At 71.7% G+C, this 18,998-nt stretch carries 17 protein-coding genes, 1 tRNA gene and 1 pseudogene; 5 read left to right on the top strand and 14 right to left on the bottom strand.

What is annotated here, in order from left to right; translation table 11 throughout:
• The first annotated feature begins 105 nt into the window (after positions 1 to 105).
• Positions 106 to 1,116 carry a LacI family DNA-binding transcriptional regulator gene (locus AB0I54_RS25795; RefSeq protein WP_363298516.1) on the top strand — a complete coding sequence of 337 codons (1,011 nt, stop codon included), beginning with the start codon at positions 106 to 108 and terminating at the stop codon, positions 1,114 to 1,116.
• Here AB0I54_RS25795 and AB0I54_RS25790 read toward each other — a convergent pair.
• Positions 1,106 to 1,450, bottom strand: coding sequence for a cupin domain-containing protein (locus AB0I54_RS25790; RefSeq protein WP_363298515.1), 345 nt, complete (start codon positions 1,448 to 1,450; stop codon positions 1,106 to 1,108). The two genes, AB0I54_RS25795 and AB0I54_RS25790, sit on opposite strands and share 11 nt — an antisense overlap.
• 131 nt (positions 1,451 to 1,581) lie before the next feature.
• On the opposite strand from AB0I54_RS25790, the gene AB0I54_RS25785 reads away from it, so the two are divergent.
• Entirely contained in the window at positions 1,582 to 2,091 is a 510-nt protein-coding gene (locus AB0I54_RS25785) for a hypothetical protein (RefSeq protein WP_363298514.1), read from the top strand.
• 58 nt (positions 2,092 to 2,149) lie between these two features.
• On the opposite strand, the gene AB0I54_RS25780 is transcribed toward AB0I54_RS25785, so the two are convergent.
• On the bottom strand, positions 2,150 to 2,728 hold the full coding sequence (locus tag AB0I54_RS25780; RefSeq protein WP_363298513.1) for a helix-turn-helix domain-containing protein: 579 nt from the start codon (positions 2,726 to 2,728) through the stop codon (positions 2,150 to 2,152).
• A 188-nt stretch (positions 2,729 to 2,916) separates the two neighbouring features.
• On the opposite strand from AB0I54_RS25780, the gene AB0I54_RS25775 reads away from it, so the two are divergent.
• Complete coding sequence (locus AB0I54_RS25775) at positions 2,917 to 4,344, top strand: MFS transporter (protein ID WP_363298512.1); 1,428 nt, start codon at positions 2,917 to 2,919, stop codon at positions 4,342 to 4,344.
• A 43-nt stretch (positions 4,345 to 4,387) separates the two neighbouring features.
• Positions 4,388 to 4,461 (top strand) — tRNA-Pro (locus tag AB0I54_RS25770).
• Positions 4,462 to 4,521: 60 nt separating this feature from the next.
• Here the strand turns inward: AB0I54_RS25770 and AB0I54_RS25765 are convergent.
• From AB0I54_RS25765 to AB0I54_RS25710, 12 genes and pseudogenes are all read right to left on the bottom strand, one after another.
• Complete coding sequence (locus tag AB0I54_RS25765) at positions 4,522 to 5,910, bottom strand: cytochrome P450 (RefSeq protein ID WP_363298511.1); 1,389 nt, start codon at positions 5,908 to 5,910, stop codon at positions 4,522 to 4,524.
• On the bottom strand, positions 5,907 to 7,061 hold the full coding sequence (locus tag AB0I54_RS25760; protein ID WP_363298510.1) for a terpene synthase family protein: 1,155 nt from the start codon (positions 7,059 to 7,061) through the stop codon (positions 5,907 to 5,909). Before AB0I54_RS25760 ends, AB0I54_RS25765 begins: the two co-directional genes overlap by 4 nt.
• A 64-nt stretch (positions 7,062 to 7,125) precedes the next feature.
• Positions 7,126 to 8,154 (bottom strand): polyprenyl synthetase family protein, encoded by a 1,029-nt coding sequence (locus AB0I54_RS25755; protein WP_363298509.1) that lies wholly within the window; start codon positions 8,152 to 8,154, stop codon positions 7,126 to 7,128.
• A 333-nt stretch (positions 8,155 to 8,487) separates the two neighbouring features.
• Positions 8,488 to 11,109, bottom strand: coding sequence for an AAA family ATPase (locus AB0I54_RS25750; protein ID WP_363298508.1), 2,622 nt, complete (start codon positions 11,107 to 11,109; stop codon positions 8,488 to 8,490).
• Between the two features lie 357 nt (positions 11,110 to 11,466).
• Positions 11,467 to 12,174 (bottom strand): GntR family transcriptional regulator, encoded by a 708-nt coding sequence (locus AB0I54_RS25745; RefSeq protein ID WP_363298507.1) that lies wholly within the window; start codon positions 12,172 to 12,174, stop codon positions 11,467 to 11,469.
• Between the two features lie 52 nt (positions 12,175 to 12,226).
• On the bottom strand, positions 12,227 to 13,228 hold the full coding sequence (locus AB0I54_RS25740; protein WP_363298506.1) for a proline racemase family protein: 1,002 nt from the start codon (positions 13,226 to 13,228) through the stop codon (positions 12,227 to 12,229).
• Between the two features lie 15 nt (positions 13,229 to 13,243).
• The gene (locus AB0I54_RS25735; protein WP_363298505.1) at positions 13,244 to 14,140 is read right to left on the bottom strand and encodes a dihydrodipicolinate synthase family protein; all 897 of its coding nucleotides are present in this window, start codon (positions 14,138 to 14,140) and stop codon (positions 13,244 to 13,246) included.
• 66 nt (positions 14,141 to 14,206) lie between these two features.
• Positions 14,207 to 15,610: an FAD-dependent oxidoreductase gene (locus AB0I54_RS25730; protein ID WP_363298504.1), complete on the bottom strand. Its 1,404-nt coding sequence runs from the start codon at positions 15,608 to 15,610 to the stop codon at positions 14,207 to 14,209.
• Between the two features lie 58 nt (positions 15,611 to 15,668).
• Positions 15,669 to 15,962, bottom strand: a pseudogene (locus AB0I54_RS25725) ((2Fe-2S)-binding protein); the annotation flags it as partial.
• Entirely contained in the window at positions 15,959 to 17,119 is a 1,161-nt protein-coding gene (locus tag AB0I54_RS25720; protein WP_363298503.1) for an FAD-binding oxidoreductase, read from the bottom strand. The pseudogene AB0I54_RS25725 and the gene AB0I54_RS25720, both read right to left, overlap by 4 nt.
• Before the next feature lie 52 nt (positions 17,120 to 17,171).
• Positions 17,172 to 17,978 carry a hypothetical protein gene (locus AB0I54_RS25715; protein WP_363298502.1) on the bottom strand — a complete coding sequence of 269 codons (807 nt, stop codon included), beginning with the start codon at positions 17,976 to 17,978 and terminating at the stop codon, positions 17,172 to 17,174.
• Positions 17,979 to 18,082: 104 nt separating this feature from the next.
• Positions 18,083 to 18,433, bottom strand: coding sequence for a hypothetical protein (locus AB0I54_RS25710; RefSeq protein ID WP_363298501.1), 351 nt, complete (start codon positions 18,431 to 18,433; stop codon positions 18,083 to 18,085).
• A gap of 94 nt (positions 18,434 to 18,527) precedes the next feature.
• Here AB0I54_RS25710 and AB0I54_RS25705 point away from each other — a divergent pair, with 94 nt between their 5' ends.
• Entirely contained in the window at positions 18,528 to 18,980 is a 453-nt protein-coding gene (locus tag AB0I54_RS25705; protein ID WP_363298618.1) for a GNAT family N-acetyltransferase, read from the top strand.
• The last annotated feature ends 18 nt before the right edge of the window (positions 18,981 to 18,998 follow it).

Here is an 18,998-nt window from a genome sequence, read left to right as displayed (position 1 = left end):
CGGTTGTTGGACCGGTCCATTCCTTGTCCAGGCCACACTGGGAGGCGAATTCCGAAGTGTCAAGCCCTTTGACAACCGTGCCCACCACATGGAACGGTCCATGTCATGAGACCGCCGACGATCCGCGACGTGGCCGAGCAGGCCGGCGTGTCCAAGTCGCTGGTCTCCCTGGTGCTGCGCGGCTCGGACCAGGTGCGCCCCGAGAAGCGGGAGGCGGTGCTGCGCGCGGTACGTGAACTCGGCTACCGGCCGAACGCGGCCGCGCGCAGCCTGAGCGAACAGCGCACCCGCACCGTCGGCGTCCTCCTCAACGACCTGCGCAACCCGTGGTTCGTCGACCTCCTCGACGGCCTGAACTCACTGCTGCGGGACAACGGCCTGCACATGCTGCTCGCCGACGCCCGGCTGAACCGCCGCACTGGCGACGACCTCACCGGCCCCTTCCTGGACCTGGGCGTGGACGGCCTGGTGGCGGTCGGCACCCTGCCCGAACCGGCCGTTCTCGGCGCGGTCGCCGAGCGGATGCCGGTCGTCGTCGCGGGCGCCCGCGAACCGGAGCTGCCGGGCGTGGACGTCGTCGCGGGCGACGACGAGACCGGTGCGCGCCTCGTCACCGAGCACCTCATCGGGCTCGGTCACCGCCGGATCGCGCACATCGCCGGGTACGGCGCAGTCGGTGAGCTGCGCCGGCGCAGCTTCGAGGCGACGATGCGGGCGCACGGCCTGGCGGACCAGGCGCGGATCGAGGCGAGCGACATGACGGAGGAGGGCGGCTACCGCACCACCGTCCGGCTGCTCAGCCGCCCGGACCGGCCCACCGCGATCCTCGCCGTCAACGACATCGCCTCCGTCGGCGCGCTGTCGGCGGCCGAGGAGCTGGGGCTGCGGGTGCCGCGGGACGTCTCGGTGACCGGCTACGACAACACGAGCATCGCCCGGCTGCGCCACGTCTGGCTGACCACCGTCGACACGGCCCCGCACGAGGTCGGCCGGCGCGCCGCCCGCTGCCTCCTCGACCGCTTCGAGCGGCCCGGGGCGGCGGGCCGGGTCCACCTCGCCGCACCGACCCTGGAGATCAGGGGCACCACCGCGGCGCCCCCCGGCCTCACAGATTGATCGCGTACGCCTTGCGCAGCGTCTCGTGCACCGTCCACGTCGTACGGTCGCCCGCGCGCAGTACGGCCATGTCGCCGGGCCCGACCTCCAGCGTCGGCCCGCCCTCGACCTCGACCGTCGCCGAGCCGCTGACGACGACGAACAGCTCGTCCGCCTCGGTGTCGGTGACCACCCCCGGGGTGATCTGCCAGATCCCGCGGATCTGCCGGCCGTCCTCCGACTCCCAGACCACCTTTCCCGTCACCTCGGGCGACCCGGAGACGATCTGCTCCGGGTCGAGGGGCTCGGGTTCGAGCTCGGCGTCGGGGATGTGGAGAGCGAAGCTGTGGGTCATGAGGCGACCCTAGCGAGTGCGCCGGCGCCCGCGCCGTCGACAGAATGTGGGGCATCGGGCCTGGTGGGAGGACACTTCGTCGGGGCGAAGCAAAGTGGCGGCGCCGCCGGGCGCGGGTGATCGTAAGGAGCATGGACGACTCAACGGAGGCCCCCGGGCCCCGCCCGCACGGCACCCGCGAAGCCGTCCTCTTCGGCGGGGTCTACGGCGCCGTACTGGCCAGCGCGATGGTCGCCGCGCTCACCGAGTACGGCCACTCCTCCCAGGCCGACCGTCGCTACGACGCCCTCTGGCTGCTGGTGACCGCGTTCGCCTCCGCCCTCGCGCACGGCTACGCCCACTACGTCGCCGAGCGGGGCCCGCACCGGGGCTGGGAGATCCTGCGCATCCTGGCCGACGAGTGGCCGCTGGTCGCGGCCGTGATCCCCACGGTCTTCATCCTCGCGGGGGCCGGGTGGGGCTGGTGGTCCGCGAGCGGGGTCGAGTACCCGGCGTTCGTACTGAACATCCTCATCCTGTTCGTCCTGGGGCTGGTCACCGCACGCTGGGCGGCCCGCAGCCAGCCCATGGCCGTGCTGATCGGCGCGGGGGACGCGCTGCTCGGGGTGGTCGTGGTGGTGGCGAACGCGCTCATCCACTAGCCGGGAGTCCGGCGTGCCCGAGCCTCGTACCCGAGCCGTCGGGAAGGATCGGCGGACCTCAGCGTGTGACGCGCACGCCGTCCAGTGCGATCGTCAGCACGCGGTCGCGCTGGGCGTCGTCGTCGAAGGAGGTCGCCGTGATCCCGGCGACCAGTCGCAGCAGGTCGCCGAAGTCCATGTCGGCGCGTGCCTCGCCCGCCTTCTGCGCCCGCTCCAGCAGCGGTCCGCCGGCGGAGTACATCGAGTCGCGGCAGGCCTGGAAGATCTCCGACTCGTCGTTGAGGGCCTCGCGCACCGCGCGCTTGGTGACCATGTAGCCCGTGAACCGGTCCAGCCAGGTGGTCAGCGCCTGCCACGGCGGCAGCTCGGCCGCCTCTACGGCGGCCCGGCACAGGGCGTTCACCTCGTCCGCGTAGACGCTCTCGAAGAGGTCGCGGCGGGTGGGGAAGTTCCGGTACAGCGTGCCGATGCCGACGCCCGCGCGCCGGGCGATGTCCTCCAGCGAGGCCTCCGCGCCGTGCTCCGCGAACGCCTCGCGCGCGGCCGCGAGCAGGGCGTCGAAGTTGCGGGCGGCGTCCTTACGGTGCGGCCGCCGGGACGCGACGATCTCGCTGACGGGGAACGGCTGGGCCGACACTGCTGCCTCCCGGGGCGGGAATCGAATTGAAGCGGAGGGATACCTCCGCTATGGTGGAGGGGTACCTCCACTTTAGCAGTCCGGGGGTGCACCGGCCGTGGGCAGACGTGTATCCGCGGCGACCCCGGACACCCCTTGTTCCTCACTTTCCTCTCATTCCTCCCGCTCCGATTCGGAGAGGCTCTGTCGTGCCCCGAAACTCCACCCGCCTCACCTTCGCGGTCCTCGCGACCGGTGCGGGCGTGTTCGCCATGCTGCAGTCGCTGATCGCGCCGGCCCTGCCGACCGTCCAGCACGCCATGCACAGCTCCCAGTCCACCGCGACCTGGGTGATGACGGCGTATCTGCTGTCCGCCTCGGTCTTCACGCCGATCCTCGGCCGCGTCGGCGACCTGGTCGGCCGCAAGCGCACTCTCGTCGCCGTCCTCGTGGCCGTACTCGCCGGCTGTCTGGTCGCCGCGCTCGCGCCGAACATAGGCGTCCTGATCGTGGCCCGGGTCGTCCAGGGCGTCGGCGGCGCCCTGTTCCCGCTGTCGTTCGGCATCATCCGGGACGAGTTCGCTCCTGCCCGGGTCAGCGGCAGCATCAGCAACCTGTCCGCGGTGATCGCGGCCGGCGGCGGCGTCGGCATGGTGGCCGCCGGTCCCATCGTGTCCGCGCTCGACTACCGCTGGCTGTTCTGGATCCCGGTCGCCGTCGTCGCCGCCACCGTGCCGATCGCCCTGCGCTATGTGCCCGAGTCGCCCAACCGCGCCGAAGGAAGCGTCAGTTGGCTCGGTGCCGGACTGCTGTCGGCCTGGCTGGTGGCCCTGCTCCTGCCGCTCAGTCAGGCGGGGCAGTGGGGCTGGGGCTCGGTGAAGGTGCTCGGGCTCTTCGCGGCCGCTGCCGTGCTGTTCGCCGGTTGGCTGCTGGTCGAGGCCCGCTCCCGCACCCCGCTGATCGACCTGCGCGTGATGCGGCTGCCCGCCGTGTGGACCACCAACACAGCGGCCCTGCTGTTCGGCGCGGGCATGTACGCGATCTGGTCCTTCCTCCCCGGATTCGTCCAGACGCCCCGCTCGGCCGGGTACGGCTTCGGCGCCACCGTCACCGAGTCCGGACTGCTCATGCTGCCGATGCTCGTCGCGATGTTCCTCTCCGGTGTCCTCGGCGGCCGCCTCGCCCCCGTCATGGGTCCCAAGGCCCAGCTCACCACCGGTGCCGCGCTCGGCGCCCTCGCCCTCGGCTTCCTCGCCCTGTGGCACGACGAGCGGTGGCACATCGCCTTCGTCGCGGGCGTGTTCGGCCTCGGCATCGGACTCGCCTTCGCCTCGATGGCCAACCTCGTCGTGGCCAGCGTCCCGGCCGAGCAGACCGGCGCCGCGACCGGAATGAACGCCAACATCCGCACCATCGGCGGCTCCGTCGGCGCCGCGCTGACCAGCGTCCTGGTCACCGGCCGGCTCCAGCCCTCCGGCCTGCCGTACGGCTCCGGCTACACCCATGGCTTCACGCTGCTGGCGCTGCTGTGCCTCGGTGCCGCGGGCGCCGCGCTCCTCGTCCCGGTGCGGCGCGCCGGCCGGGTCACCGGCCCTGTCGCGGAGCGAGCGGCAGCAGCACCCGTACGCGTGCGGTAGGGTTGACCTGCGCGATCACACGCAACACCGTGTGACATCGCACCGGGACGTGGCGCAGCTTGGTAGCGCACTTGACTGGGGGTCAAGGGGTCGCAGGTTCAAATCCTGTCGTCCCGACTTGCGAAGGCGCAGTTCAGGGCCCGGGCCGGAGCAATCCGGTCCGGGCCCTTCCTCGTGCTACTCCACGGCGGCGGAGTTTCCTCGACGACGTCGCTCCGGGACCATGGGCAGCGGGCCGGTGCTCAGGCTCGCCTTCGGCTCCGGCCGGATGCCGGGGCCGGGCCGGGGCCTCAGCCGCCAGTCCGCGGCGACGGCGGCCAGGACCAGCATGACTTCGATCGTGCCGAACCGGTCACCGATGCATTTGCGGCTGCCGCCGCCGAAGGGGGTCCAAGCACCCCGCGGTACGGTCTTGGCCCGCTCGGGCAGCCAGCGGTCGGGGTCGAACCGTTCGGGGGCGGAATACAGTTCCGGGTTGTGGCCAAGGGCGTAGAAGCTGAGCAGCACGACGGTGCCCGGGGCCAGTCGGACTCCGGCGAGCTCTGTCTCGCGTGTGGTCGACCGGGTCAGCAACCACGTGGACGGATACAGGCGCAGTGCCTCGGTGACGACACGCCGGGTGTAGTCCAGGTGGGGCAGGTCGTCGAAGTCAGGTCGGCGGCCGGACAAGAGGCCGTCCATTTCGCGGTGCAACTGTTCCTCGGCCTCGGGATTCTCACCGAGGAGGTGGAAGATCCAGGCAAGAGCGTTCCCTGTGGTCTCGGTCGCGCCCAGGAGCAAGGTCACGACCTGATCATGGATTTCATGCCTGCCCAGTCGCTCGCCGGTCTCCTCGTCCTCGGCTACGAGCAGGCTGGACAGCAGGTCCCCGTGATCGATTCCGGCCGGATGGCTGCTGATGGTCTCGTCGATGAGGTTGCGCATACGCTCCAGTGCCCCGTCGAAACGGCGGTTGCTCCGGGTGGGCAGCTTCTCCATCAGGCCGAGTGGCGCGACCATACGTGTGAAGAACCCTCGCGTGATGACGGGCAGACAGTCTTGTATCTCGGTGACGGCCGAGTCCCGTATACGGGTGGAGAACAATGTGCGGACGATGATGCGCGCCGTGAGCGCCTGCATCGCGGTGTTGACGTCGAAGACTCGCCCTTCCTGCCACGAGTCGAGCATGGAGCTGATCTCCTGATCCATCACGGTGGCGTAACCGGCCATCCTTTCGGGGTGGAACGCCGGTTGCATCAGCCGGCGCTGACGCCGGTGTTCCGCCCAGCAGGAAGTGGCCAGGCCGTTCCCCGTGAGGAGGCGGACCTTGTCGAAGACAGGGCCGCCTTTGTCGAAGGTCCGCGCATCCCGTAGTACCTGCTGGACCAGGTCGGGATGGCAGGCCAGGTACGTCCGGCGTGGACCGAGCCGCACCTCCACGAGGTCACCGTGAGCGTGCAGCGCGGCCAGGAAGTCCAACGGCCGACGCCGCAGCGGTATGGCATGGCCGAGCAGTGGGAGCCCGCCGGGAGCCATGCCCACGGTCGCGGGGCGTGAGCCCGGTCGTGCCTCATGGGTCGTCGTCAACTCTTCGGTTCCTTCCGGTGTGGATGCGGGAAGCGCCGGTCCGCTGTCGCCCCGTCGCCCTGGCCGGCCCGGGGCAGGAATCTGGCGATGGGCGCGGTGAGGCTGACCCATCCGGAGGTGGAGCCGTCCCATACCGATCCGTCTCCGAAGTAGCGAGGGGTGAGGTATTCGTACTCCTGGCTGCCGGCGAGCAGATGATCAAGCCCGTCGAGATAGGCGCGGACGTCCGCGCGGGCGCCGAACGGGCCGTGCCGCACGGTGTCCCGGGCCGCGATGTACGCCCGCTCATGGAGATCGACCAACTCACAGACCCTGTCGACGGACTGCTGGAGCGTCAGCCCGTCGTGGCAGCACAGCACCCGTACCGCGTTCATGGGGTCTCCCTGCTCCTTGCGCAGGGACAGCAGGTCGTTGACGAGGATCAACTGACGCATCGCGTGGGCGTGCATGTCCACGAACCGAGGTGACGCGGCCGGCTCGGTCAGGTCGATCGCGAGGGCGTACTCGGTGAGCAGCAGGATGAAGTCGCAGCCGAAGCTGTCGAGTCGCATGGCCAGGTAGGTGTCGTAGTCCGGAACCGAGCCGGACAGCTGATAGGGAAGCTCGCTGGTGATTCCCCGCAGGAAGCTGCTCATGCTCGACTTGAAGCGCCGGACCTGATGCGGGCTCAGACCGGGGCTTATGCGCCGCCACAGATCTCGGGCCGCCCGTCCGAACGGCGAGTTGTCGCCCGCCCCGGCTGCCGTCCCGGCGGCGAAGTCGGCCATGATCCTGTCGAATACGTCGCGGGCTCCGAGGCGGCTGGCTCCCAGGCCGGTGTGGTCCGCCGCCAGATTGTCGATGAGCCCGACGAAATGGTAGAAGTCGGCCAGATCCAGCACCCGTTGCTCGTCGGCCGTCGGGGCGATGAGAGGTGCGTACAGGCCCACGCGTTCGCGCAGGAGTTTCAGCAGGTCCTCCTCGTCGGCGAAGCACCCTGCCAGGTGCCGGCGCACCCAGGCATTCGACCGGAACTCGATCTGTGCCGCCTTGGGGTGGTACACCACCGGAAGAAGCCGCGGCAGCTCGGGAAGGAAGAATCCCTCGGGCTTCTCGTCCTCGTGCCGGGCGAGCAGCGAGGTGCCCGTGCGCAGCGGTGAGATGTCGGACATGGGTCCCCCTGGAGTCACGGGATTACATGGCGGGCGAGCGATGACCACACGTGCGCCGAGGCGCTCAGGAACTGCGTGCGGAGGCTGCGTGAGCCAGCCGGCGCAGGGCCGTGATGGCATGCGGGGGTAACGGAGCGCCGTGGAGAGCGCTCAGGGCCCTGCGCCGTCTGTCGCTGATCATCTGTTCCACCGTGGCGCGGGCGCCGGTGGACACCAGAACGCCTCGGATCGCGTCGGCCCCTTCCGTATCGAGGTCCGAGCGGCCCACCAGCGAACGCAGCACGCTCAGTTGCGCGTGATCGGCCCGTGCGATGCCGAGCGCCATCAGCGCGGTGTACTTGCCCTCGCGAAGGTCGTCGTCGACGGGTTTTCCGGTCTCCCCGGGATCGCCGAAGACACCGAGGAGGTCGTCTCGCAGCTGGAAGGCCTCACCGACGGGGAGGGCGTAGGCGGTCAGCACGTCCAGGAGCGCCTGACCGGCGCCCGCGAGCGCGGCGCCGATGTGCAGGGGGCGCTCGACCGTGTACTTGGCGGTCTTGAAGCGGCAGATCGTCAGCGCGTGCTCGATGTCGCCGCTCGGCCGTCCGGTGGCCAGCAGATCCAGGCACTGGCCGAGCATGACCTCGCTGCGCATCGTGTCGAGCAGCGGCCGAGCCGCTCGTATCTGGGCGGGCGAGAGCCCTGCCGTGTGGAACATCTCGTCCGACCACGCAAGAGCGAGATCGCCGAGCAGTACGGCGGAGTGGATGCCACGCCGTTCCGCGCGCCCGGTAGTGCGCCGGTCCCGTTGGCATTCGGCCAGGAGCCGGTGCAGGGCCGGCCTTCCCCGACGGGCGTCGCTGTCGTCCATGACATCGTCATGAATGAGAGCGAAGGCGTGGAACAACTCCAAGGACGCGGCGGCCTTCACCACGGGCCCCGGATTCCACGCGCCGCCAGCGGCATACCAGCCGCACAGGCACATCACCGGCCGGATGAGCTTGCCGCCCGAGGAAAGGAAACCGCGGAGCGTCTCCTTCGGTTCGCGTAACTGAGAGGACTCCGTCGTGAGACATTTCCGGTCGAGGAAATCGGTGAGGGCGGAGCCTGCCATATGCCGGATCTGCACGAGGTCCGGCGCCAAGTGATCGAGAGTTGTGGCCCGATCCTCTGCATCTGTCGCCGCTCGCATGGCCCCCCCAGGGATGCGCCGTCACAGCGGAGCTCCGGAGGGGGCTGCCGCACACCGGCGCCAACCGTGATGGATCGCGAAAGTCCCTTGCTTCTCCAAGGCTCACGTGGAGCCTTCACGGGGCAACCGCCGTTGAAACGTGCAACGGTCCCCACGCGCCCCATGACTCACGATCTGGCGCGTACGGGGGCGCATTTCCGGTGTCGCCGCGCCCCTGAAAATCCCTTTGCGCCCTCGGCGGCCGCCGTCCGGCTCCTATGCCAGGCGGCGGGGCCTCAGTCCCGCGGCGATGAGTTCGTCACGTGCCAGGGCCACCATGGGATCGGCACCGCATTGAGCGGCGAGATCCACACCCTGGTACAGCGGCTCGGCGGCTTGCGACACCCGGCCGGTCCGGCGCAGTGCCGTGCCCAACTCGACCAGGGCACAGGCGAGCTCGTACGCCGAGGGCGATCCCTCCAACTCCGTGACCGCGCGCTGCAGCAGGGTGATGGCCTGGGGCCCGTCGCTCAGCCGTGCCATGACGCGCAGCGCGTGCCCGGTGGTGGATGCCGCGCCGAAGCGTTCGGCGCGCTGTACCGCTTTGTGCGCCAGTTCCCGGCCCCGCCGGACATCCGTGACGTGGGATGCGAGGGCGAGGCGCAGAAGCCATGGATACAGCCCCGGATTGCGCATCCCGTGTCCGTCCAGCCGCTCTCCCACCCGGGTCAGTTCCGCCGCAGCTTCCGTCGCCATTCCCCGCGCCAGCAGCAGCTCGGCATGGACGGTCTGGGCATCGGGAAACGTCACGGCAGACGGGAACGGCTCGCCGAAACCGTGATCCGCCGCCATCCTTTCCGCCGCGTCGACCTGCCCCCGGGCGAGCAGGATCTCGATCAGGCTTCCGACCGCGCACCAGTGCACGGGCACGTCGGGGCTCACTCGGTCGGCCAGCCGCAGTCCCGCCCTGACGAAGTCCTCCGCGTCGGTGAGCCGACCGCAGCGGAACCGGATGTAGCCGAGGAAGGTGTAACCGAGCGCCAAGGGAGTTCCACGCCACCCCTGGCGCTCGAACTCGGCGATGCCGCGGGCGAACAGTTCCTCGGCCCGTTCCGGACGGTCGCAGTACAGGTAGGTGAGCGCCACCAGCGCCGGAACCTCGAAGCCCCAACGCTCGTCGGTCCAGCTCATCCGGTCGCTCATCGCCCGATCGGCGTACTTCAGGGCCGTCGACACCGACTCGCCGCGCACCACTGCGTCCCAACCGCGCAGCCCGAAGAGATACCGTTCGGTTGCCTCGCGCCCGGTCAGACGCTCGGTGAGCTGGGCGAGCCGGCGTGACAGCGCCGGGGCGTCGTGCTCCTCGGACGTAAACGCCGCGAGCATGAAATGTTCGGTCAGCAGCCGCATACGACCCCGCGCGTCCGCGGTCGTACGGGCTTCCTCCTCCATCATGCTCGTCGCTTCGGCCAGCCGGTCACAGTACGCCAGCGCCCGCGCGAGCCGGATCACGACGGCCTGACGCAGCTCCGGCGGCAGGTCGGGCTCGTCCAGCGCCGCCCGCAGATGGTTGACCGCGGTCACCGGGTCGTGTGTCAGCGCCGGCGAACCGAGCTCGTGCAGGATGGCGGCCCGCAGCTCCGCGACCGGAGTTTCGCGCAACGCCCTGCTCAGACAGCGGTGGGCGGCCTCCGGAGCGCCCCGGCGCACATACTCGCGGGCCGCGTCGTGCAGCCGCCGGGCCACCGCGTCGTCGCCCTCGGGCTGAGTCTCCAGCAGATGCCGCGCCGCCACCGCCGGACCCAGGCCCGCGTCGATGAGTTCCCACGCCGCCTTGCCGTGCAGGGCCGTCCGGGTCGCGCCGGGAATCGCCCGGTACACCGCCGTGGCCATGAGCGGATGCGCGAACTCCAGCCGCTCACCGGGTTTGAGGATGTGCTCGGCCCGCAGCAGGTCCGCCGTCTGCGCGACATTGGCCGGGCCCAGTGCCGCCAGGGACGCCGCCAGATCCGGGGTCGCCTCCGAACCGAGAACCGCCACCGCCCAGGCGAGGAGGGTGGCTGACGTGCCCAGTTGTTCGAGCCGGTCCACCAGGCCGCCGCCCATGGTGGTGGCCGCCGCCAGGTCGCGCAGCAGCCGGACGTTCTTCTGGACGGGATCGACCTCCCGTTCGCGGATCCTGGCGGCCAGTTCCACCGTTTCGAAGGGATTGCCGCCGGTGACCCGCCACGCCTCCTGGCAGAACCCGTCGTCGACGTCCTTGACGAGCGCCTCCCGCAGCAGCGCGGAGACCGCCGCGGGCGTCAACGGCTCCAGGTCCAGCGGCTGCACCCGGTTCCGCTCCATCATGCCAGTGAACGCCTTGGCGCCCTCGGTCGGTTCCTCCGGCCGGTAGGCCACCACCATCAGCGTCGGCAGATCCTCGGCCTGCCGGGTGAAGGAGGTCAGCCACATCAGGGATTCCAGATCCACCCAGTGCGCATCGTCGACGATCATGACCAACGGTCCGCGCCGCAGCGCCACGTTGGTGACCAGCCAGTCCAGGCCGTCCCGCACGCCCTGCGGATCGGGTGCCGCTCCCTCCCCCGCGGGGCACAGGCCGATACAGGGCCCGATGATCGCGTACCAGTCGCCCAGCAGCTCGCGCCGCTCACCGTCGGAGTACGAGGCCAGCAGCGGCTGGAACAGCTGCCGCACCACGTGGAAGGCCACGCCCTGTTCCAGTTCGCCGCCCTTGGCGGACAGCACCCGGCACTCGCGCTCCGCGGCGAGCCTGCGCACCTCGTCCAGCAGGGTCGTTTTGCCCGCGCCCGCTGCGCCCGTGAAGGCCAGCACACCGTCCCGGCGGGCCACGGGGGTGGTCGCGCCGGTCTGCGAACGGCTGTTCAGAGCGTCCAACGACGTCTGCGCGACCGTGAGTTCGACGTCTCGTTCCAGAGTGCTCGGGGCGATGGCGATATTCCGACGGCGTCGCTCGCCGGCTCCCGCTCGCGCCCCGCGTTGCTGTGTCTCGGTCCGACCCACCGGCACTCGTCCCCCTCGCGGCATGGCGCCCTCCGTCGCGCGCCGGGAATCCCACCTTGACACAGCGTATCCACCGATCAACGCTCGGCGAGCGGCCTACGTGCACATACACCGCGTGCGAGTGAGTGGGGATACACTGTCGCTTCCTCGCCCGTTTGTGAACGGTGAGCGCGTACTTCGGGTTACGGCGATCCGCGGGGAATCTCGTCTTCAGGACGGGCGCGGGACCGCTCAGCTCGGTTCCCGATCGGCCCGGGCGGCCCACAGACCCCGTACATGGCCCAGATGACGGGTCATGATCTCGCGCACGGCGCGCTCGTCGCGGTCCAGCAACGCGTCCAGGAGCTCCAGGTGTTCCTCGGCGGAGGCCAGCAGACGCCCCGCCTCCACCAGCGCGGTGAGTCCGTAGAGGCGGGAGCGCCCCCGCAGATCGGCGACCACCTCGACGAGATGGGCGTTGCCGGCCAGGGCGAGCAGCCCCAGGTGGAAGCGGGTGTCCGCCTCGACGTACGCGATGAGGTCGCCCGCGACCGCCGCGGTCACGATCTCCCGGGCGGCCGGGCGCAGCGCCTCCAGGGAGATCCGGTCGGCCGTCCTGGTCAGCTCCACCACGGTGGGGATCTCGATGAGCGAGCGGATGTGCGTGTACTCGTCGAGCTGCCTGTCGGAGACGGCGGTGACCCGGAAACCCTTGTTGGGGACCGTGTCGACCAGACCCTCCTTGGCCAGGTCCAGCATCGCCTCGCGCACCGGCGTCGCCGACACACCGAAGCGGGCGGCCAGCGAGGGGGCCGAGTAGACCTCGCCGGGCCGCAGCTCGCCGGCGATCAGCGCGGCCCGCAGGGCCTCGGCGACCCGCTCGCGGTAACTGCTCCGACGGCCGCCCAGACGGGGGAGCTCGGGTGCGGCAGACGGGACGCTGCTGCGCTGGGCGGTCATCGGGTGTCTCCTCGAACGGTGGTGCCATGTCATGTGCTGCCAGTATGGAGGGCTAGAGCACGAAGCCCTCCGGGAAGGGGTCGGCCGGGTCGAGCAGGTACTGGGCCGTGCCCGTGATCCAGGCGCGGCCGGTGAAGCTCGGCAGCACGGCCGGGATCCCGGCGACCTCGGTCTCGCCCAGCAGCCGTCCGGTGAACCGCGTGCCGATGAAGGACTCGTTCACGAACTCGGTGTGCAGGGGCAGTTCGCCGCGTGCGTGCAGTTGTGCCATGCGCGCGCTGGTGCCCGTACCGCAGGGCGAGCGGTCGAACCAGCCGGGGTGGATGGCCATCGCATGCCGCGAGTGACGGGCGGTGGCGCCGGGCGCGTACAGATGGACGTGATGGCAGCCGCGGATGGAGGGGTCCTCGGGATGGACCGGCTCGTCCTCGGCGTTGACGGCGTCCATCAGGGCCAGCCCCGCCCTCAGGATGTCGTCCTTGCGGGCGCGGTCGAAGGGCAGCCCGAACTCCTCCAGCGGCAGGATCGCGTAGAAGTTCCCGCCGTACGCGAGGTCGTACGTCACCGTCCGCCCGTCGGCGAGCACGGCCTTGCGGTCCAGGCCGGCACAGAACGACGGCACGTTCTTGAGCGTGACGTTCCTGGCGGCGCCGTCCTCGACCGCGACCTCGGCGACGACGAGTCCGGCCGGGGTGTCTAGGCGGATGGTGGTGACCGGCTCGACGACCTCCACCATGCCGGTCTCCACCAGCACGGTCGCCACGCCGATGGTGCCGTGCCCGCACATCGGCAGATAGCCGGAGACCTCGATGTAGACGACGCCCCAGTCGCAGTCGGGGCGGGTCGGCGGCTGCAGGACCGCGCCGCTCATCGCCGAGTGCCCGCGCGGCTCGTTCATCAGCAACTGCTTGATGTGGTCGCGGTGTTCACGGAAGTACAGCCGCCGCTCGTTCATCGTCGCACCGGGGAGGGTGCCGATCCCGCCGGTGATCACGCGGGTGGGCATGCCCTCGGTGTGCGAGTCGACGGCGTGCAGGACGAGTTTGCTGCGCACTTTCGAGCCTCCTTGTCAGCCGAGCCCCGCGGCGAGGGCCTTGCCGGTCGCCGCGCGGACGGCGGCCTCCTGCTCGGGCAGCAGCGGGACTCGTGGCGGGCGCACCGGGCCGCCGTGCCGTCCGGCGATGTCCATGGAGAGCTTGATGGCCTGGACGAACTCGACCCGTGAGTCCCAGCGCAGCAGCGGATGCAGCTGCCGGTACAGGGGAAGCGCGGCGGCGAGGTCCCCCGAGACCGCGGACCGGTACAACTCGGTGCACGCGGCGGGCAGCGCGTTCGGGTAACCGGCCACCCAGCCCTTGGCGCCCGCGACGGCCAGTTCCAGCAGTACGTCGTCGGCGCCGATCAACAGATCGAGTTCCGGGGCGAGTTCGGCGAGCCGATAGGCGCGGCGGACGTCGCCCGAGAACTCCTTGACGCCATGGATGTGGCCCTCGCCGTGCAGCCTCGCGAGCAGTTCGGGGACCAGGTCGACCTTGGTGTCGATCGGGTTGTTGTACGCCACCACCGGCAGGCCCGCCTTCGCGACCTCGGCGTAGTGGGCGAGCACGGACCGCTCGTCCGCACGGTAGGCGTTGGGCGGCAGCAGCATCACCGACGCGCAGCCCGCCTCGCCCGCCTGCTCGGCCCAGCGGCGGGCCTCGGCGGAGCCGTAGGCGGCGACGCCCGGCATCACCCGCGCGCCGCCGATCGCGGCCACGGCCGTCTCGACGACCCGGGCGCGCTCCTCGGGGGTGAGCACCTGGTACTCGCCGAGCGAGCCGTTGGGTACGACGCCGTCGCAGCCGTTCTCCAGCAGCCAGGCGCAGTGCTCGGCGTACGCGTCGTGGTCGACGCTGAGGTCGTCGCGCAGGGGCAGCGCGGTGGCGACCAGGACGCCGCGCCAGGGGCGGTTCTCCGGGAGGGTCATGTTGTGGTCCCCAATCCGATGGTGTGTGACATAGTACTGACGCTGACGCCGGGCAGCCGCCGACGGTCAGTCCGACTGGTCCTCGTCCTGCCCGGCGAGCACCCCCAGGGGCACCGGCCGGGCGAGTGGTCGCCGCGCCGGGGTGAGCGGGCACCCGGTGAGCCCGGCGACCGCCGGCCCGCACATCCGGCCCTGGCACCAGCCCATCCCGGCCCGGGTGAGCAGCTTCACGGTGCGCAGATCGCCCGCGCCGAGACCGGACACGGAGGTCCGGATCTCCCCGGCGGTGACCTCCTCGCAGCGGCACACGACCGTGTCGTCCGTGATCCGCTCCGCCCACCCCGCGGGCGGCTCGTACACCGTTTCGAGCGCCGCGAAGAACGCGCGCAGCCGGTTCCGGGCGCGGTCCGCCGCGGCCCAGGCGCGCGGGTCGGGCCGGCTCCCGCGGAGTCGGGCGGCGATGGAGCGGCCCGCGATGTGGCCCTCGGCCAGGGCGAGCGCCGCCCCGCCGATCCCGGTCGCCTCCCCGGCCGCCCAGACGCCCGGCACATCGGTGCGCTGTTCGTCGTCCACCCGGACGCTCGTGCCGGAGAGCCGGCAGCCCAGTGTCTCGGCCAGGTCGGTGTGCGGCAGCATGCCGTGCCCGACGGCGAGGGTGTCGCAGCGGATGCGGCGCCCGGCGCCGGGCACCGTCCGCCCCCGGGCGTCGAGCGGCGCGACGGTCACCGCTTCCAGGCGGTCCGTGCCGTGCGCCTCGACCACGGTGTGGCGGACGAGCGTGCGCACCCGGTGACGCAGCAGGCGGGCCGCGTACCAGGCGCCCTCCGCGAGCTTGCCGGGCTGCGCGGCCAGGGCGGACGGCCGGCGCAGGAGCGCCCCGGGATCCGCGGACTCCACGAGCGCGGCCACGCGCGCGCCCGCCGCCGCGAGCCCCGTCGCCACCGGCAGCAGCAGCGGCCCGGTCCCGGCGACCACCGCGGTGCGTCCCGGCAGTACCAGCCCGCCCTTGAGCATGGCCTGCGCCCCGCCGGCGGTGACGACCCCGGGCAGGGTCCAGCCCGGGAAGGGCAGCACCTTCTCGTAACCGCCGGTGGCGAGCAGGACGGCGTCGGCACGCACCGCGACACCCTCCTCCTGGGCGGGACCCCGCAGCGCGTGCACGGTGAATCCGTCCGCCCCCGACTCCCGTTCCACGCACCACACATGGTGGCCCGTCAGGTGGCGGAGACGTCCGGCCGCGCGGTGGTGCTCCAGCCCGGCACGCAGTCGCTCCCAGGTCCGCCAGTCGTGATGGAGGGCCTGCGGGCGGCGCGCGCCGAACGCTGCCGCGGGCTGCCGGTAGAACTGCCCGCCCGCCTCCTCGGCGGCGTCGACGAGGGTGACGTGCACCCCGCGCGCGGCCGCCGCCAGCGCCGCGGCGAGCCCCGCCGGTCCCGCCCCGATCACGGCGAGGCGCGGTCGCTCAGCCATCGTGATCCGTCCCTTCCCGGACACGGCCGTCGTCGCCCGTCCCGTCCCGGGTACGTCCGTCGTGGCCCGTCCCTTCCTGTGTGCGGATCGTGTCGCCCGGCCGTACCGGGACCAGGCAGGCCCGCTGGTTGGGGCGGCCGTTGACGGTCACCAGGCAGTCGAAGCACACCCCGATCCCGCAGAAGACCCCGCGCGCCCGGCCCTCGTGCCGCGTGGTGCGCCATGCGGTCACACCCGCCGCCCACAGCGCGGCCGCGACCGTCTGGCCGGGCAGCGCCTCGATCGTTCGGCCGTCGAACGTCACCGTGAACGCCGGACCCGGTCGCGCACCGGCCAACTCAAGGGGATTCATACGGTGTTCACCTCGTCTCGCGGGAAGCGCTCGGGCCTGAACGGCGTGAGGTCCAGCTCCGCCGCCGTGCCGCTCAGCACCTGGGCGATCAAGTGCCCGGTGCCGGTGGCGAGTCCGATGCCCGCGCCCTCGTGCCCGCAGGCGTGGAACAGTCCTGGCACCCGGGGGTCGGGGCCGATGGCGGGCAGATGGTCGGGCAGGTACGGCCGGAAACCCGCGTACGTGCGTATCGCGCGCACCCGGGCCAGGAACGGGAACAGCCGGGTCGCGCCGGCCGCCAGCGCCCGTACGGCGGGCAGGGAGAACGACCGGTCGAAGCCGACCCGTTCGCGGCTCGCGCCGATCAGGACCGGCCCGGCGGCCGTGCCCTCGACGACCGGTGAGGTCTGCAGCGCGGCCGAGTCGCTGGCGACGTCCGCCACGTAGTCCGCCGCGTACACCTTGTGCCGGACCAGCCGGGGCAGCGGCTCGGTGACCAGGACGAAGCCGCGCCGGGGGAGTACCGGCAGGTGCACGCCCGCCAGACCGGCCAGCTCACCGCCCCAGGTTCCCGCGGCGTTCACCACGGCCGGCGCGTGGATCTCGCCGTGGTCCGTGCGGACCCCGCGCACCGCGCCGGACGGCGTGCGCGGCAGCGCGGTCACGGCATGGCCGGTGAGGAGGCGGGCGCCCGAGGCGCGCAGCAGGTGGGCGGCGGCCAGCGCCGGCATCACCTGGGCGTCCTGCGGATAGTGCACACCGCCCGCGAGGCCGGGTGCCAGATGGGGTTCGAGCAGGTGGAGCCGGTCGGCGCCCACCGCCTCCGCCCTGACTCCGGCCGCCCGCTGCCCGTCCGCGAATCTCTCCAGGGCCAAGAGGCTTTCGGGTGTTTCGGCGACCACGACGCCGCCCTTGGGTTCGTATTCGATCGCCTCGCCCGTCTCCTGCGCCAGCTCGGCCCACAACCGGCCGGACAGCAGCGCGAGTTCGAGCTCCGGCCCGGGCTCCTTGTCGGAGACGAGCAGATTGCCCTCACCGGCGCCGGTCGTGCCGCCGGCGACAGGACCGCGGTCCACCACCGTCACGTCGAGCCCGGCCCGGGCGGCGTACAAGGCGCAGGCCGCGCCCACCATCCCGGCTCCGACCACCACGACATCGCAGGTCAGTCGCTTCCCCACGGCAGTACTATGTCACATGTCGCAGTGCCTGGGGAGGGTCGCGTCAGGAGCGTCAGTCGAACTGACTCGGGTTCGCGGTCGGCGTCTTCCCGGCGAGGACGTCCTTCAGTCGCAGGGCGCCCGCCTCCACGGACGACACGGTGCTCGGGTGATCGGCGCCCGACGGACCGCCGTTGGTGAGACTGGCCCCGGAGGCGCCGACCCGGAGCGCGGCGACGTCCTGGGTGAGTGTGACCGGCTGCCCGTCCGCGGTGCCCTGCACCGTCACCGTCAGCCCCTGTCTGGCGTCGCCGGCCTTGGGCAGCGGGAGCTCGACGACCTGGACCGTCCGCTTGCTGCCGTCGGAGGCGGTCGCGGTGAACTGGGCGCACTTCTGCGGAAGGCTCCCCAGCCAGTCCAGGGTCTTGTCCACCGACTCCTTGCCGTAGTCGCCGACCTGGTAGAGCAGCCGGTAGTCCCTCGCGGTGAAGCCGGTGAGCGCCGACGCGCCGACCGCCCGTCCCAGCAGCGTGTCGGAGTACATGCTGTCGAGGAGCTTCTGGCAGTCGGCGGCACTGGACTTCCCGCTGAGGAACTGGGCGACGTCGACCTTGCCGACGAGCAGTTGGTTGCGCCAGGTCGCCGCGTTGTTGACCTGCGTCCAGCCGCCCTCGATGTCGGCCTCGGTGATCAGCGCGGCCTTCGCCCCCGGCCCGGTCAGGGCGGCCGTGGCGGACGGCGACGGGGGCCGCTGGGCCGCGGGCGAGGCGGGCGCGGCCTGCGGGGCGCCACCGTCCTGCGAGCAGGAGACCGTGGCCAGGAGCGCCCCTGCGGCCAGGGCCGAGGCGAGAACACGTGCGGGACGGTACGGACGCTTCATCGCGGCGGGCCTCCTGTGGAACGCGGTACGTCCTTCCACGCCACCACCGCTCCCGGCGGCCGACCAGCGCACCGGGCCGTTCGGGTGAAGCGCTCCGCGGTCGCTCAGGCGGAGCCCTTTCCCCTCCTGGGCCGGCCCGGACGGCGATGGCGCAGGTGGAAGCGGTGCCTGTGCCGGTCATTCCCCCGCGATCCGGCGTGACCGGCGAGTTCGGGCGTCGTGACCTGGACGTTCCGCCCGCGGCAGAGGGGGCAGACCGCGTCGGTGAGCGGCGACCGTACGGGCCGGCCCGCCTCGTCGACGTACTCATACGTGTCCAGCGACGTCGGGTCGGTGAAGAACATCACCTGGAAGACGGCCTGCCACACGTAACGGCAGTCCCGGCACGCGAACACGAACGTCTCGGGTACGGCCCCCGGTACCGGACCGGCTCCGGGGCGTGGATCGTCCGCCATGGGATCCGGCTCCTTCCGCACGCATCGGCCCGCTTCCAGCGCACCGCGCCGCCTCGCGCACGGCAACTCGAACCCCGTGGGCCGCGGGCCTGACATGATCGGCAGCATGGCCCCGCGCATCGTCCCCGCCGACGTCACGGACATCCAAAGGGTCCTCGCGGACCACTCCCGCTACTGGGGCGGGCGCGATCTGCGCGGGCTGCACCTGATGGCGCTGGTGCACGAGTTCGGGTCCACCTGTCTGGTCGCGCGCGACGAGGACGGCATCCGCGGATACCTCATCGGCTTCGTCACCCCGGACCGCACCGGATACGTGCACCTGGTCGCCACCCGCGACGACGCCCGCGGCACCGGTCTCGGACGCGCCCTGTACGGAGCCTTCACCGACGCGGCCCGCCGACAGGGCGCCGTCCGGCTGAAGGCGATCACGACGGTCGGCAACGAGGGCTCGGTCGCCTTCCACCGCGGTCTCGGCTTCGACGTACGGGTGGAGGAGGAGTACAACGGGCCCGGCCGGCCCCGGGTCGTCTTCAGCCGGACCCTGTAGGCGGGCCCGCGAGGCGCC

It is taken from the genome of Streptomyces sp. NPDC050625 (genome assembly GCF_040654755.1).
Lineage (GTDB): Bacteria > Actinomycetota > Actinomycetes > Streptomycetales > Streptomycetaceae > Streptomyces.
This window is presented reverse-complemented; position numbering and strand designations above follow the sequence as displayed.